Below are 14,137 nucleotides of genomic sequence, written 5' to 3' on the forward strand. Positions count from 1 at the left end.
AGATTGAAAGGGTAGCCACCATGGCAGCCAAGGAAGTCAAGTTTTCGCGCGACGCGCGTGAGCGCATTCTGAAGGGCGTCGACATCCTCGCCGATGCCGTCAAGGTCACGCTGGGCCCGAAGGGCCGCAACGTCGTGATCGACAAGTCGTTCGGTGCGCCCCGCATCACCAAGGACGGCGTTTCGGTCGCCAAGGAAATCGAACTCAAGGACAAGTTCGAGAACATGGGCGCCCAGATGGTGCGCGAAGTGGCGTCGAAGACCAACGACATCGCCGGTGACGGCACCACCACCGCGACCGTGCTCGCCCAGGCGATCGTCCGCGAGGGCATGAAGTCGGTGGCCGCCGGCATGAACCCGATGGACCTGAAGCGCGGCATCGACATCGCCGTCGCCAAGGTGACCGAGGACATCAAGTCGCGCTCGAAGCCCGTCTCGGGCAGCCAGGAAGTTGCCCAGGTCGGCATCATCTCGGCGAACGGCGACCGTGAAGTCGGCGAGAAGATCGCCGAAGCCATGGAAAAGGTCGGCAAGGAAGGCGTCATCACCGTCGAGGAGGCCAAGGGTCTCGAATTCGAACTCGACGTCGTCGAGGGCATGCAGTTCGACCGTGGTTACCTGTCGCCCTACTTCATCACCAACCCGGAAAAGATGACGGTCGAACTGAACGACCCGTACATCCTGATCCACGAGAAGAAGCTGTCGAACCTTCAGGCGATGCTCCCGATCCTGGAAGCCGTCGTCCAGTCGGGTCGTCCGCTCCTGATCATCGCCGAGGACATCGAGGGTGAGGCGCTCGCCACGCTCGTCGTCAACAAGCTGCGCGGCGGCCTGAAGGTCGCAGCGGTCAAGGCACCGGGCTTCGGCGATCGTCGCAAGGCGATGCTGGAAGACATCGCCATCCTGACCGCGGGCGAGCTGATCTCGGAAGACCTGGGCATCAAGCTCGAGTCGGTTACCGTCGGCATGCTCGGCACCGCCAAGCGCGTCACGATCGACAAGGACAACACCACCATCGTCGATGGTGCGGGTGATGCCGACGCGATCAAGGGCCGCACCGAGGCGATCCGTGCGCAGATCGAGAACACCACCAGCGATTACGACCGCGAGAAGCTCCAGGAGCGTCTGGCCAAGCTCGCTGGCGGCGTGGCCGTGATCAAGGTCGGCGGTGCGACCGAGGTCGAGGTGAAGGAGCGCAAGGACCGCGTCGACGACGCGCTGCACGCGACCCGCGCGGCCGTCGAAGAGGGCATCGTCCCCGGCGGTGGTACGGCGCTGCTGTACGCGACCAAGGCGCTGGACGGCGTCAAGGGCGTCAACGACGACCAGACCCGCGGTATCGACATCGTCCGCAAGTCGCTGACCGCGCTGGTTCGCCAGATCGCGCAGAATGCCGGTCATGACGGTGCGGTCGTGTCGGGCAAGCTGCTCGACCAGAACGACACCTCGTTCGGCTTCAACGCGTCGACCGACACCTATGAGAACCTGGTTGCGGCCGGCGTGATCGACCCCACCAAGGTCGTGCGCACCGCGCTCCAGAACGCGGCATCGGTCGCCGGCCTGCTCATCACCACGGAAGCCACCGTGGCCGAGCTGCCCGAAGACAAGTCGCCCGCCATGCCTGCCGGCGGCGGCATGGGCGGCATGGGCGGCATGGACTTCTAAGTCGGATTTCGGGGACCGGTGGGGCGACCCGCCGGGAACCGGACCGGCCTGTCCTTGCGGCAAAGCCAAACGGAAAAGGCTCGGGGAGCGATCCCCGGGCCTTTTTTTCGTGTCCTGCAATCGCCGTTCGGGGGGCGATTTGCAGTTCTGTCTGGGGAGCATGCAGGACGTGCACTTCGACTTCGCTCAGTGCGAACGGAGGTTGGGGCGGTGGGGATGTAGCGTCGGTCGTGAGCCCGTGCTTGTCGCGCCTCTCGCCCAGCGCACAGGCCTCATTCCCCCACCGCCGTTCAGCCTGAGCGAAGTCGAAGGCCACGGGAATCGTGTGGGGCAAACGGTTGGGCATGCACTTCGACTTCCCTCAGCGCGAACGGAGGTTGGGGAGGTGGGGATGTAGTCCCGGCCGTGATGCGGTGCTTTTCGCACCTTCCACCTAATTCACAGGCCTCATTCCCTCACCGCCGTTCAGCCTGAGCGAAGTCGAAGGCCACGGGAATCGCGCGGTGCAAAAGTTCGGGCCTATGCTTCGACGTCGCTCAGCGCGTATGGGGTAGGGATGTCGTCGCTTAATGAAAGGCAGACGAATAGCGTCATGCCACCCCGGCGAAGGCCGGGGTCCAGTTCCGATGCCGCCGATGGGGCGCGACTCGATGTAGGGAGGCGAGACGGTGGGCGCGGATTGGCCTCCCGGGAAATGTCGCACGCACCCCCGAACGCATAGCGATTGGACCCCGGCCTTCGCCGGGGTGGTACCCGAATGAGTGGAAGAAACAAAAAAGGCGGCCGGACCTCCGCCCGACCGCCTCTCCGAAACCGGAAAACCCGAAGCGCTTACGCGCCGGCGTTCTTCAGCGCCGCCTCGACGTCTTTCCAGCCGATCGCGCCCTGTACCGGCTTGCCGTTCAGCAGGAAGGTCGGGGTGCCGGTCACCGTGCCGTCGGCGCCGCGATCCTGGGTCTGCTTGGTCAGGCGGTCGATCTGGGTCATGTCGGCCAGGCACTGGCGCGCCTTGGCTTCGGGGATGCCGCGCTGCTTGACGAAGTTGATCAGGTCCATCTGCTCCGCCATCGCCTTGATCGCGTCGACCGGCTTGGCGTTCTGGAGTTGCTGCTGCATCGCGGGCGTCATCGCCTGCAGCTTGTCGTTGAAGCCCTGCTGCGCCTGGTACATCTGTTCGAGCAGCGGGAAGAAGATCGTCTCGCCCTGGCAGATGCCGAGCAGCGCGGGCGGCAGATCGGGTGCGCCGTGGATCAGGAATTCGCGGAATTCCCAGCTGACCTTGCCCGACTTGACGTAGTTATTCGTCAGCGGCTCGAAACCCTCACGCGCGAACGCACCGCAGGCCGGGCACAGGCGCGAGCCATATTCGACCAGCTTGATGGGGGCGTTGGGGTTGCCCATCACGTAACCCTCGTCGGTCTTGCGAACGACCTGGGTCCAGTCCTGGCCGGCCGGCGCGGGCACGGCGGGCACCGGCGAGGCGGCCGGGGTGCTGCTGTTGGCGTTGCCGCTGTTGCCGCCACAAGCGGCCAGCGCCAGCGGCAGGGCGAGGAGGAGAAGGCGAGACGTCATCGACAAATGCTCCGATGGGGAAAGGGGATCAGCGGGCGCCGGCGGCGCGCAGCAGCGGTTGCAGGGCGTCCCAGGTAAAGACGCCCATGGCCTGCTTGCCGTTGATGAAGAAGCCGGGCGTGCCCTCGATCGTGTCGGGGGCGGCGGTGGTGATCGCGACCACCCGGTCGGCGGCGGCGCGGTCGGCCAGGCAAGCGCCGATCTGAGCATCGCTGAGGCCGCCGGCCTTGCCGATCGCGCTCAGGCCGGCGCCATCGGCCAGCGCGCGCATCTGCGCCGCCAGCGGATAGGTGCCGATACGCTGGCCATTGGCCTGTTCATACTCCAGGCCGCGCGCCAGCCACATCTTTTGCTGCGCGAACATCGCGGTGTTCAGGCTGGCGAACTTCGCCGCCCCGCCACAGCGCGCGATCAGCGCGGCGGCGAGGTCGAGCCGGTCGCGGATGAAGTGGCGGATCTCGACGCTGGTCGAACCCGATCGGACCATCTTGTCCTTCAGGACGGGCTCGGCCTTCACCGCGAAATCGGCGCAGTGCGGGCAGGTATAGCTGACATATTCGACCAGCTTCACGCGCGCCGCCGGATTGCCGATGACGTAGGTCCCGGCGGGCGTCTGGGTGACGTGGGTGGTCCAGTCGACGCCCTTGCGCTGCGCTTGGGCGGCCATGGCCGTTGCGGGGAGGGCGAGACCGAGGCCGATCGCGGCCAGCGGCAGGAAAAGACGCATCACGACACCTTAGGAAGGCCGCGCGTCGCAGCAACGCCGGCGGCAAGCGATTCGAGCACGGCGCGAAGCTCCGGATCGGCAATCTGGCGCAGGCCGTCGCCCATTTCCGGCGGCACCGGCTGCGGCTTGGGTGGCGCGGCGCGGCGGGGGGCGGCCATCGGCAGTTCGCCCTGGCGAATCTGCAACCGTGCGACCGCAGGATAGCCGAAGAAACGGTTCACCCGTTCGATGATCTCGGGCGCAATATGCTGCATCATCGGGGCGTGGGCGCCGCGCACGACCAGCGTCAGGACGCCATTCTGCTTCTCGCCCTGCGGAAAGCGGATCGATTCGGGGGCGCTGGCGGTCGACAGGCGCGGGCCGACGATGTCGGGCCAGCGGCTGACGATCGCGCTCTGTACGAAACCAAAGCGACGAAACGCCGCGCCGCCGATGGCGGGCAGCAGTTCGGACACCGCGCGGGGGCGGTTGGAACGGGGGGGCGGCTCCTGGGGGGCGCGGACGCGCTTGCTCATATCGGGCTCCATGCCATAGCGGGCGGGTGGACGCCAAGCATTCATCATCGCCCGCCCCCTTGGACGGCGGCCCCGCCGCCCGGCTGCTCGCCTGGTACGACCGTCATGCCCGCGACCTGCCCTGGCGCAGCAAGCCGGGGGAGGTGCCCGACCCGTACCGTGTCTGGCTGTCCGAGGTGATGCTGCAACAGACGACGGTGGCGGCGGTCACTCCGCGCTTCACCACCTGGGTCGCGCGTTGGCCCGATGTCGCGAGTCTCGCCGCCGCGCCGGACGAGGACATCATGGCCGCCTGGGCGGGGCTGGGCTATTATGCCCGCGCCCGCAATCTGGTGAAGGCGGCGCGGGCGGTGGTCGCCGAGCATGGCGGACGCTTTCCCGGGACCGAGGCCGAATTACGCGAACTGCCGGGGCTGGGCGCCTATACGGCGGCGGCGGTGGCGGCGATCGCGTTCGGCGAGCGCGCGGTGGTGGTCGATGCCAATGTCGAGCGGGTGGTCGCACGCGTGTTCGCAATTCAGACGCCGCTACCTGCCGCGCGCCCGGCGATCCGGGAGGCGACGGACCGCATCACCCTCGACACGCGCGCCGGTGATTTCGCGCAGGCGATGATGGACCTGGGATCGTCGATCTGCACCGTGAAGAAGCCGCAATGCCTGCTCTGTCCGATCGCGGTCGATTGCCGCGCGCGGGCCGAGGGGATTGCCGAGACATTGCCCGCCAAGGCCCCGAAGAAGAAGCGGCCCTATCGTCACGGCACCATCTTCTGGATCGAGCGCAATGGCCATGTCTGGCTGGTGCGGCGGCCGGACAAGGGACTGCTGGGCGGGATGCGCGCGCTGCCGACCGGGCCGTGGACGGACGAGCGGCCGGGGCTCGCCGATGCGCCGGCCAAGGGGCCGTGGGTCGTGTTGAACGACACGGTCGTGCATGGCTTCACCCATTTCGAACTGGAACTGGCGCTGGCCCGGACGGACGGCGTGCCGGCCGATCCCGATGCGGGAGAATGGTGGCCGATCAAGGATTTGGGAACTGCCGGCCTGCCTACGCTGTTCGCGCGGGCAGCCGATCGATTGAAAGGGGCCTGAGTGATGATGCGTCATATGATGTTGACGGGCGGGGCGATGCTGACCCTGCTGGGTGCCGCCGCCCCGGCGCAGATCGCGCGCCCGGCCCAGCCAGCCCCGAAGGCGACGGCCGCCAGGCTGCCCGCGACGCAGGCGCTGTTCGACAGCTATGTCCGCTCGGGCAAGATGCCCGGCATCGTCGCGGCGATCGGTCGGCAGGGCCAGTCGCCGGTCTTCATCTCGGCCGGGCGCACCGCGCTCGCCGCCAATGCGCCCGCCGTCGGGCCGGACACGCTGTGGCGCGTCTATTCGATGACCAAGCCGGTCACCGCCATGGCGGCGATGATCCTTATCGAGGAAGGCAAGCTCGGCCTCGACCAGCCGCTGTCCGACATCTATCCCGCCTATCGGCAGATGCGGGTGCTGACCAATGCCGACACCTCGTTGGAGAGCCGGCCCGCGACCAGGCCGATCACCATCCGCAACCTGCTGACCCACACGGCGGGGCTGGGGTACAGCATCACCACCAAGGGGCCGCTGCTGAAGGAATATGAGCGGCTGGGCATCGTGCCCTTCACCGCCAATGCGCAGGTGGAGGCGGCGGTGCGCCGGGTCCGCCCCACGAGCCTCCAGCAATTCGCCGAGCGCGTCGCGACCCTGCCGCTGATCGCCGAGCCGGGGACGAAGTGGAGCTATTCCATCGGCCTCGACGTCATGGCGGCGGTGGTCGAGAAGGTGTCGGGCATGCCGTTCGAGCGCTTCGTCCAGACGCGTCTCTTCGATCCGCTGAAGATGAATTCCAGCTATTGGCGGGTGCCCGCATCGGCCGCCAACCGGCTGGTCACCAACTATACGTTTCTGGGCGATCAGTTGGTGCCGGTCGATCCGGGCGCGACCTCGGTCTTTCTCCAGGCGCCCAGCTTTCCCTATGGCGGCGCGGGGCTGGTAATGTCGGCGCGCGACTATGACCGCTTCCTCCAGATGCTGCAGAATGGCGGCACGGTCGACGGTGTCCGCGTGATGAAGCCGGAGACGGTGAAGCTCGCCATGTCCGACCTGTTGCCCGCCGGAGTCCGCTTTGCCGGTGTATCGGGGTCGACCGGGGGTAGCGGGGGCGGGGTGCCGACCGGCTATGGCGCGGGTGGATCGGTGACGCTGGCCGACACGCCGGGCGGGCCGGGCAAGGGCACCTATGGCTGGGGCGGCGCGGCGGGGACGGTCGCCTATGTCGACCCGACGCGCGGGGTCCGCGGCACGATCATGGTCAATTATTTCCCCGCCGACCGTTGGCCGCTGAAGCGCGATCTGGCGGCGGCGCTTTATCAGGACATGGGGGCGGCACGCCGGTGAGTATTTTGGGTTTTACCGGCGGTCGGCTCGACCGTGCCGATCCGCTGCGGCACGACGAAGCGGGGTTCGCGGCCGCGCTGGCCGATCCGGCGGCGCGGCGGCTGGTCCTGGACGGCTATGAGCCCGCCATGGCGGACGGGCGGCTGGGCTGGACCGCGATCGATCCGGGCGACGCGGCGGAGGATCATGTCCTGCTCGGCCTGGAAGACGGCGTGCCCCATTTCGCCCGGCTGACCACCGAGCCGGCCAGCGGGCGTTCGTTCGAGATGATCGCGGCGCTGCATGCGCTGGCACCGGGCGAGGCGGCGACCTATGCGGCGGCGCGCTCGGTGCTCGACTGGCATGCGCGGCATCGCTTCTGCGCGCGCTGCGGAGCGGCGACGCATCCCTTTCGCGCGGGCTGGGGCCGGCGCTGCCCGGCGTGCGGCACCGAGCATTTCCCGCGCGTCGACCCGGTCGTGATCATGATCGCCGAGCATGACGGTCGTGCGCTGCTGGGCCGCCAGCCCGCCTTTCCGCCGGGACGCTATTCGGCGCTGGCCGGATTTCTGGAGCCCGGCGAATCGATCGAGGAAGCGGTCGCGCGCGAGCTGTTCGAGGAAGCCGGCGTGCGGGTGCGGGACGTCCGCTACATCGCCAGCCAGCCCTGGCCGTTCCCGTCGTCGCTGATGATCGCCTGCGTCGCGACCGCGCTGGACGACCGGCTGACCATCGACCGGACCGAGCTGGAGGATGCGATCTGGGTGTCGCGCGACGAAGTGCGGGCCGCGCTGGCGGGGGACGAATCGCGCTTCGGCGTGCCGCCGGCTTACGCGATCGCGCATACGCTGTTGAGGGAATGGGCCGCGTAAATCCTCCCCGGCACGGGGAGGGCGACCGTGCGCAGCACGGTGGAGGGGGGCTTCCACACGGGATGCCCCTTGCTGCACGCCCCCTCCGTCAGGGCTTCGCCCTGCCACCTCCCCTTGCAGGGGAGGAAATTTGGGATTTACCCCCGTTGCCGCGCCTGGCGGTAGGTCCCCAGCAACCGAACCCATTTGCTGTGGAACCCCAGTTCCTCGATCGCGCGGTCGAACGCCGGCTCGCCCGGCCGGCCGACGACGTCGCAGTAGAATTCGGTGGCGGCGAAACTGCCGCCGCGCTGATAGCTTTCCAGCTTCGTCATGTTGACGCCGTTCGTCGCGAACCCGCCCATCGCCTTGTAGAGCGCGGCGGGGATGTTCTTCACCTCGAAGATCAGGCTGGTCATCCACGGACCCTCGCCGACCGGCGGCTGGCCGCCGCGCGCCAGGACCACGAAGCGGGTCATGTTGTGCTCGCCGTCCGACACATCCTCGGACAGCAGCGTCAGCCCGTAAAGCTCGGCCGCGCGCGGCGGGGCGAGCGCGGCGATGCGGGGATCGGCCATCTCGGCGACGCGCGCGGCGGCGCCCGCCGTATCGGCATAGGCGATCGGGCGCAGGCCATGCGCGCGCAGCCAGTGGCGGCACTGGCCCAGCGCCTGCGGGTGGCTCATCACCTCGACCAGTTCGTCGCGCGTGCCCGTCGTCATCAGCGCGTGGCGGATCGACAGGAAATGCTCGCCGATGATGACCAGCCCGGATTCGGGCAGCAGGAAATGTATGTCGGCGACGCGGCCGTGCAGCGAATTCTCGATCGGGATGATCGCATGATCGACCTTGCCCGACTTCACCGCCTCCAGCGCGTCGGCGAAATCGAAGCAGGGTAGCGGCAGGCCATCCGGAAACGCCTCGATCGCGGCGACATGGCTGTTGGCGCCCGGCGCCCCCTGGAACGCGACGCCGCGCGCGGGCTCGGCCAGCGCGGCATGGGTCATCGCCTCGACGATGGGGCGGGCGGGGGCGGCGTAATTGTCCATGGCGCGGTGGCGTAAAGCGGGGGAGGCACGCGATCAAGGCGCGAACCCCGAAGCAAAACTTGCCGTCCGCGAAAGCCGCACCTAAGGTCGGCGTTCAGGAGAGATATTGGCGGGGCAGCGACAAGCGATGGACCTAAAGACCAATACGATCGCGGGATGGGTGCTTGGCGCGGCTGGTGCGGCGCTTGGACTCTCGATCGTCGGCGGCATGATCTACCATGGTGGACGTCCCGAAAAGATGGGCTACCCCATCGAAGGCGTGGAGGCCGAAGGCTCTGGCGGCGGGGCCGCCGAGGTGCCGATCGCTTCGCTTCTGCCCGGCGGCGATCCGGCCAAGGGCGCCGAAGTGTTCAAGAAATGCGCGGCATGCCACACCATCAACCAGGGCGGCGCGAACGGCATCGGCCCCAATCTCTATGCGACGATGGGCGAAGCCATCGCGCAGGGTAAGGGCGGCTTTGCCTTCTCGGACGCGCTGAAGGCGGTCGGCGGCACCTGGGACTGGGACAAGATGAACGCGTGGCTGACCTCCCCGCGTAAATTCGCGCCCGGCACCAAGATGACCTTTGCCGGCCTGTCCAATCCGCAGGACCGCGCGAACGTGATCCTGTATCTCAACCAGCAGGGATCGAACCTGCCGCTGCCCGCCGCGCCCGCCGCCAAGGCGGAACCCGCCGCGGGCGAGGCACCCGCCAACGCCGCCGACGCGGCGGTCCAGAAGGTCGAGGACGATCCGCGCGGCGAGACCGGCGCGATCGCCAATACCGGCACGCCGGCCAGCGGCGCGCCCTCGGTCGATCCGCAGGCCGCGATCGAAGGCGCCAAGGCACCGCGCTGAGGCTGGTCGACATTCTCTCCATTCCTCCCCTGCAAGGGGAGGTGTCAGGCCATGGGCCTGACGGAGGGGTGTCCCCATGCGCGGGATCGATCGTAACTCACGACCGGCGACACCCCTCCGTCAAGCCTTCGGCTTGCCACCTCCCCTTGCAGGGGAGGATATGAACGATGCGGGAGTTCCTCATGGATGCGTGGCTGTCCGCCCTCGGCGTGACGCATCCCGTGTTGCAGGCCCCGATGGCGGGGGTTTCGACGCCGGCCATGGCGGCGGCGGTGAATGCGGCCGGCGGGCTGGGCGCGATCGCGCTCGGCGCCAGCGATCCGGCCCAAGCGGGCGCGATGATCGCCGAGACGCGTGCGCGGACCGACCGGCCGTTCAACGTCAATCTGTTCGTCCATGCCCCGCCCCGCCGCGACCCGGTGGTGGAGGCGGCGTGGTGCGAGGCGTTGCGCCCGGCCTTCGCCGAGCAGGACGCCGAGCCGCCCGCACATTTGCGCGCCATCTATCCGAGCTTTGCCGAGGACGATGCGATGCTGGCGCTGTTGCTGGAGGCGCGGCCGGCGGTGGTCAGCTTTCATTTCGGCTTACCCGATGCGGCGCGCATCACTGCTTTGAAGGGGGTGGGTTGCCTGTTGCTGGCGAGCGTGACCTCGCTCGCCGAAGCGCAGAGCATATGCCGCGCGGGCATCGATGTGCTGGTCGCGCAAGGCTATGAGGCGGGTGGACACCGCGGCGTGTTCGACCCCGACGTGCATGACGACCGGCTGGGGACGCTGGCGCTGACACGTTTGCTCGCGGTGAAGGCGGATCGCCCCGTGATCGCGGCCGGCGGCATCATGGATGGCAGCGGCGTGGCGGCGGCCCTCAGCCTGGGTGCTGCGGCGGCCCAGCTCGGCACGGCCTTTATCGCCTGCCCCGAAAGCGCGGCCGATGCGGGCTATCGCGCGGCGCTGATGGGGGAGGGGGCGGCGCATACGGTGATGACGCGCGCCATTTCGGGGCGGCCGGCGCGCTGTTTGCCCAATCGCTTCACCACACTGGGGGCGGGACTGTCGGTGCGTGTGCCCGATTATCCGGTGGCCTATGATGCGGGCAAGGCGCTGAATGCTGCGGCCAAAGCACGCGGCGAGGTGGGCTATGGGGCGCAATGGGCGGGGCAGGGGGCGCCCTTGGCGCGGGCGATGCCGGCGGGGGATTTGGTGCGCGCGATCGTCGCGGAGATGTGAGGGGCGTGGCCTTCGACTTCGCTTAGGCTGAACGGCTGAAATATTGTGCGTCCTTTAGGCCGAATGGATAACATACTGCCCCCGTTCAGCCTGAGCGAAGTCGAAGGCCACGGGCTAACCGCGCCCCTAAAGGACGAAGCCCCCACCCCGAAGAGCAGGGGCCATCATCCATTACGCCTGTTCGGCGTCCTTGCGGGCGCGTTCCTCATAGAAGTTGCGCACCACGTCCCACGCCTCCTCGGCGGTCTCGACATAGGTGAAGATGCCGAGATCGCGCTCGGACACCACGCCTTCCTCGACCAGCGCCTCGAAATTGACGACGCGCTCCCAGAACTCGCGGCCGAACAGCAGCACCGGGATGGGCTGGATCTTGCCGGTCTGGATCAGGGTCAGCAGTTCGAACAGCTCGTCGAACGTGCCGAAGCCGCCGGGGAAGGCCGCCAGCGCGCGCGCGTGCAACAGGAAGTGCATCTTGCGCAGCGCGAAATAGTGGAACTGCAGGGACAGCGACGGCGTGACGTACGGGTTCGGCGCCTGCTCGTGCGGCAGGACGATGTTCAGGCCCACCGACTCGGCGCCGACGTCCGCCGCACCGCGATTGGCGGCTTCCATGATCGAAGGGCCGCCGCCCGAGCAAACCACGAACTGGCGCATGCCCCTATCGTCGCGCGGCAGGCGGCTGGTGATCTGGGCCAGCTCGCGCGCGATGTCGTAGTATTTGCTTTTGGCGACCAGATTCTCGGCGATCTTGCGCGACTTGTCGTCATGCGCCAGCTCGAGCAGCGCCTGCGCCTTGGCCGGCTCCGGAATACGCGCCGAGCCATAGAAGACGAAGGTCGAGGCGATCTTGGCCTCTTCGAGCAGCAGCTGCGCCTTCAGCAGTTCCAGCTGGAAACGGACGGGACGAAGGTCTTCGCGCAGCAGGAAGTCCATGTCCTGAAAGGCCAGCGTATAGGCGGGGCTTTCGGTCTGCGGCGTCGAGACGATCGTCTTGGCGCTTTCGGCGTCCTGGCTGGCGTTGGGGAAGACGCGGTTCGGTACTTGGGTTTTATCGGTCATTTTGGATGATGTAGGGGATCGCTTCCGCTCGCGCTACCGGCAAAAGCGCGCGTTATCGTCCTCCAGATGCAAATGATTGCGGTGCGCGGCATTGTAATCCGGGGTTAAAACCGTGCCGAAGCGCTTGCAGGCCGAGGCGCGGATCGTCGACCAGAATTGGCGAACCTGCGGATCGGTCGAATACCAGTCGTTCAGCAACGTGATGCGCCGCCCGTCCTTCAACACGAATCCGCCGACATCGACCGCATTGGCCAGCGCATGGCCCGAACGCCGGTCGCCGATCCGCTTGGTGCCGACGATATTGCGACAGGCATAGGTGCCCATCCCCTCGACCTTGACCAGTTGCGAGCCCAGGATCTGCCACGCGGCGGGGGCGACGGCGTTGCGCACCCATCCGGCAAAGGCGCGTGCGTTGCCGCAGCGCATCGCGGTGACGCCGGTGACCGGCACGCCGATATCGGTCAGCTGCACCGTGCCGTACAGGCCGCAGCCAGGGCCAAGCTCCTTGTCCGGCAGGCGGCGATAATCGACGCCTTCGCGCCGCAGATCGGCCTCGCACTGCGCGGTCTCACGGATCGGCGGGCGATAGGGTTCGGGGCGCGAGGCCTGCTGGGTCGGCCGATCGGGACGGCCACAGGCGGAGAGCAGCGCCGCCCCCAGAATCGGAAGGGCGAGAAACAGGGGAACGCGAACCATATTTCCCCTTGTTCCCCGCCGCTTCGCGTTTGTCAGCCCCGATCAGCCATGCGGAGGCGTGTCTGCGACATGCTCCAATATGTCACCCGGCTGGCAATCGAGCGCGGCGCAGATCGCATCCAGCGTGGTGAAGCGGATTGCCCGCGCCTTGCCGGTCTTCAGGATCGACAGATTGGCGAGCGTCAGGTCGACCCGCTCGGCCAGCTCGGTCAGCGACATGCGCCGGTCAAGCAGCAGCCGGTCGAGATTGATGCAGATCGCCATCAGATGGTCCCCTCCGCATCCTCGCGCAGCCGCACGCCCTCGCGGAAGATCTGCGCCAAGACCAAAGTCAGCAGGATCGCGAAAGCCCCATCTACACCCATCGGCTTGACCATGTCCCGCGCGTCGAAGGGCAGGATCGGCGGCAGCGCGAATTGCAGCAGATAGGCGACCGCGATGGTACCCGCGATCCAATGCAGCCGCTTGACGTTGGCAAGGGTGAAGGGCGCGCCCGCCGCCGTGCTGCGCAACATCTGGATCAGCGGCAACAGCGCGGCCCAGGCCAGGCCCAGGGCCATCAGCATGACCGCCAGCGCGGCGGCGACCACGCCGGGGGTCTTCATGTCCAGGGCTTGCGCGTTGACATGCACCGTCCCCAATGCGCCGGGCGAAATCGCGTCGACGATCAGGACGCCGACCGATGCCAGGATGACGGCGGTGACGAATGCCAGGATGGCGAGCAGCGCGGCGTATAGGAACGTGCTGATATGGCTGGCGAAGCGTGTCATGGCGTCCTGTCCTCCCTTATTGAATCGATGTTGATATTCGATATGAAAATATCGAATATCAATCAACCGAAATATTGCTAATCGATATGGGGTAGCCTTCTTACGCCTGGGGCAGCGGTTCGTGCCCGGCCCGGGCATGCGACGCCGATAGGTCGATATGTCGGCTCTGCAGCGTCGCCACGTCACTCAGCAGCCGACACGTCAGCACGGCCAGGGGCACGTCGATGCCGAGACCGGCGACCTGCGTCCAGATCGCGGGCAAAGACAGGCTTGGCGTGTTCGTCACGTTCAGAATGACGCCCGTGACATTGCCATAGGCCGACATCGCGATCCAAAGACCCCACCAGATCCACAGCCAGGTCGGAGCCGGTACCGCGCCGGGCGCGTCAGGGTCGATCGACGCACCGCGCGTTTCGCAAATCCCCCTGAACGGCATCCACAGCGATGCGACGGGCACGAAAAACCAGCCGACATTCCAGCCGGGGTTGATCGACATCGAATCGCTCCACTGCTGCGCATTGCGATTGGTGACGTAGACCCAGCGGAGAAAGGCGACGTGAAACAGAAGGCCGATCAGGAGGAATGGCATCTGCACAGGGTCGGTCGCCTCGACCGCCCGCGCGACGGCGACCGGCGTGGCCGCGCTGCCGCCAAAGCCACCCAACAGTTTGATCTGCCAGAGATCTAAGCCTGTCTGGCCAAGGCTTCCCAAAAGCCAGAGACAAACGAACGCGATGGTCCAGCGCGTCAGACGCCGTGGATCGCTGAGCATAC

At 67.4% G+C, this 14,137-nt stretch carries 15 protein-coding genes; 6 read left to right on the plus strand and 9 right to left on the minus strand.

Features of this window, described 5'->3' with window-relative positions:
• Positions 1-20 precede the first annotated feature (20 nt).
• Entirely contained in the window at positions 21-1,664 is a 1,644-nt protein-coding gene (gene groL, locus GGR48_RS03015) for a chaperonin GroEL (protein WP_183950396.1), read from the plus strand.
• An 831-nt stretch (positions 1,665-2,495) separates the two neighbouring features.
• Here the strand turns inward: groL and GGR48_RS03020 are convergent.
• Genes GGR48_RS03020 through GGR48_RS03030 form a run of 3 tightly spaced genes read right to left on the minus strand, consistent with a single transcriptional unit; the run spans position 2,496 to position 4,478 of the window.
• The gene (locus GGR48_RS03020) at positions 2,496-3,236 is read right to left on the minus strand and encodes a DsbA family protein (RefSeq protein ID WP_183950397.1); all 741 of its coding nucleotides are present in this window, start codon (positions 3,234-3,236) and stop codon (positions 2,496-2,498) included.
• 28 nt (positions 3,237-3,264) lie between these two features.
• Positions 3,265-3,963: a thioredoxin domain-containing protein gene (locus GGR48_RS03025; RefSeq protein ID WP_183950398.1), complete on the minus strand. Its 699-nt coding sequence runs from the start codon at positions 3,961-3,963 to the stop codon at positions 3,265-3,267.
• Positions 3,963-4,478: a DUF721 domain-containing protein gene (locus tag GGR48_RS03030; RefSeq protein WP_156361024.1), complete on the minus strand. Its 516-nt coding sequence runs from the start codon at positions 4,476-4,478 to the stop codon at positions 3,963-3,965. Before GGR48_RS03030 ends, GGR48_RS03025 begins: the two co-directional genes overlap by 1 nt.
• A 26-nt stretch (positions 4,479-4,504) precedes the next feature.
• Between GGR48_RS03030 and GGR48_RS03035 the strand changes: the two genes are divergently transcribed.
• From GGR48_RS03035 to nudC, 3 genes are read left to right on the plus strand one after another with little or no spacing between them, the layout of a single operon-like run.
• Complete coding sequence (locus GGR48_RS03035) at positions 4,505-5,566, plus strand: NUDIX domain-containing protein (RefSeq protein ID WP_183950399.1); 1,062 nt, start codon at positions 4,505-4,507, stop codon at positions 5,564-5,566.
• Positions 5,567-5,569: 3 nt separating this feature from the next.
• Complete coding sequence (locus tag GGR48_RS03040; RefSeq protein ID WP_221211341.1) at positions 5,570-6,895, plus strand: serine hydrolase domain-containing protein; 1,326 nt, start codon at positions 5,570-5,572, stop codon at positions 6,893-6,895.
• Complete coding sequence (gene nudC / locus GGR48_RS03045) at positions 6,892-7,746, plus strand: NAD(+) diphosphatase (protein WP_183950401.1); 855 nt, start codon at positions 6,892-6,894, stop codon at positions 7,744-7,746. The genes GGR48_RS03040 and nudC overlap by 4 nt, the downstream gene beginning before the upstream one ends.
• Before the next feature lie 137 nt (positions 7,747-7,883).
• Here nudC and GGR48_RS03050 read toward each other — a convergent pair whose 3' ends face one another.
• Positions 7,884-8,774 (minus strand): prephenate dehydratase, encoded by an 891-nt coding sequence (locus tag GGR48_RS03050; RefSeq protein ID WP_183950402.1) that lies wholly within the window; start codon positions 8,772-8,774, stop codon positions 7,884-7,886.
• A 127-nt stretch (positions 8,775-8,901) separates the two neighbouring features.
• Here GGR48_RS03050 and GGR48_RS03055 point away from each other — a divergent pair, with 127 nt between their 5' ends.
• Together GGR48_RS03055 and GGR48_RS03060 are read left to right on the plus strand one after the other, a co-directional pair.
• A complete protein-coding gene (locus GGR48_RS03055) occupies positions 8,902-9,612 on the plus strand; it encodes a c-type cytochrome (RefSeq protein WP_183950403.1) in 711 nt (236 codons plus the stop codon).
• A gap of 167 nt (positions 9,613-9,779) precedes the next feature.
• On the plus strand, positions 9,780-10,838 hold the full coding sequence (locus tag GGR48_RS03060; protein WP_420854080.1) for an NAD(P)H-dependent flavin oxidoreductase: 1,059 nt from the start codon (positions 9,780-9,782) through the stop codon (positions 10,836-10,838).
• A gap of 171 nt (positions 10,839-11,009) precedes the next feature.
• On the opposite strand, the gene GGR48_RS03065 is transcribed toward GGR48_RS03060, so the two are convergent.
• The 5 genes from GGR48_RS03065 to GGR48_RS03085 form a co-directional block, all read right to left on the minus strand.
• Positions 11,010-11,897, minus strand: coding sequence for an LOG family protein (locus GGR48_RS03065; RefSeq protein ID WP_183950404.1), 888 nt, complete (start codon positions 11,895-11,897; stop codon positions 11,010-11,012).
• A 33-nt stretch (positions 11,898-11,930) separates the two neighbouring features.
• Positions 11,931-12,593 (minus strand): extensin family protein, encoded by a 663-nt coding sequence (locus GGR48_RS03070; RefSeq protein WP_183950405.1) that lies wholly within the window; start codon positions 12,591-12,593, stop codon positions 11,931-11,933.
• 42 nt (positions 12,594-12,635) lie between these two features.
• Entirely contained in the window at positions 12,636-12,857 is a 222-nt protein-coding gene (locus GGR48_RS03075; protein WP_183950406.1) for a helix-turn-helix domain-containing protein, read from the minus strand.
• Positions 12,857-13,363 (minus strand): DUF2975 domain-containing protein, encoded by a 507-nt coding sequence (locus GGR48_RS03080; protein WP_183950407.1) that lies wholly within the window; start codon positions 13,361-13,363, stop codon positions 12,857-12,859. The genes GGR48_RS03075 and GGR48_RS03080 overlap by 1 nt, the downstream gene beginning before the upstream one ends.
• 100 nt (positions 13,364-13,463) lie before the next feature.
• Positions 13,464-14,135 carry a DUF4328 domain-containing protein gene (locus tag GGR48_RS03085; RefSeq protein ID WP_183950408.1) on the minus strand — a complete coding sequence of 224 codons (672 nt, stop codon included), beginning with the start codon at positions 14,133-14,135 and terminating at the stop codon, positions 13,464-13,466.
• Positions 14,136-14,137: the final 2 nt, after the last annotated feature.

This window comes from Sphingomonas pseudosanguinis, assembly GCF_014196255.1.
GTDB classification, from domain to species: Bacteria; Pseudomonadota; Alphaproteobacteria; order Sphingomonadales; family Sphingomonadaceae; genus Sphingomonas; species Sphingomonas pseudosanguinis.

Bases quoted from the DNA above. Each gene is read 5' to 3' on its own strand.
- groL (WP_183950396.1), top strand. From the start codon at position 21: ATGGCAGCCAAGGAAGTCAAGTTTTCGCGCGACGCGCGTGAGCGCATT.
- GGR48_RS03020 (WP_183950397.1), bottom strand. From the start codon at position 3,236: ATGACGTCTCGCCTTCTCCTCCTCGCCCTGCCGCTGGCGCTGGCCGCT.
- GGR48_RS03025 (WP_183950398.1), bottom strand. From the start codon at position 3,963: ATGCGTCTTTTCCTGCCGCTGGCCGCGATCGGCCTCGGTCTCGCCCTC.
- GGR48_RS03030 (WP_156361024.1), bottom strand. From the start codon at position 4,478: ATGAGCAAGCGCGTCCGCGCCCCCCAGGAGCCGCCCCCCCGTTCCAAC.
- GGR48_RS03040 (WP_221211341.1), top strand. From the start codon at position 5,570: ATGATGCGTCATATGATGTTGACGGGCGGGGCGATGCTGACCCTGCTG.
- GGR48_RS03050 (WP_183950402.1), bottom strand. From the start codon at position 8,774: ATGGACAATTACGCCGCCCCCGCCCGCCCCATCGTCGAGGCGATGACC.
- GGR48_RS03055 (WP_183950403.1), top strand. From the start codon at position 8,902: ATGGACCTAAAGACCAATACGATCGCGGGATGGGTGCTTGGCGCGGCT.
- GGR48_RS03060 (WP_420854080.1), top strand. From the start codon at position 9,780: ATGCGGGAGTTCCTCATGGATGCGTGGCTGTCCGCCCTCGGCGTGACG.
- GGR48_RS03065 (WP_183950404.1), bottom strand. From the start codon at position 11,897: ATGACCGATAAAACCCAAGTACCGAACCGCGTCTTCCCCAACGCCAGC.
- GGR48_RS03070 (WP_183950405.1), bottom strand. From the start codon at position 12,593: ATGGTTCGCGTTCCCCTGTTTCTCGCCCTTCCGATTCTGGGGGCGGCG.
- GGR48_RS03075 (WP_183950406.1), bottom strand. From the start codon at position 12,857: ATGGCGATCTGCATCAATCTCGACCGGCTGCTGCTTGACCGGCGCATG.
- GGR48_RS03080 (WP_183950407.1), bottom strand. From the start codon at position 13,363: ATGACACGCTTCGCCAGCCATATCAGCACGTTCCTATACGCCGCGCTG.
- GGR48_RS03085 (WP_183950408.1), bottom strand. From the start codon at position 14,135: ATGCTCAGCGATCCACGGCGTCTGACGCGCTGGACCATCGCGTTCGTT.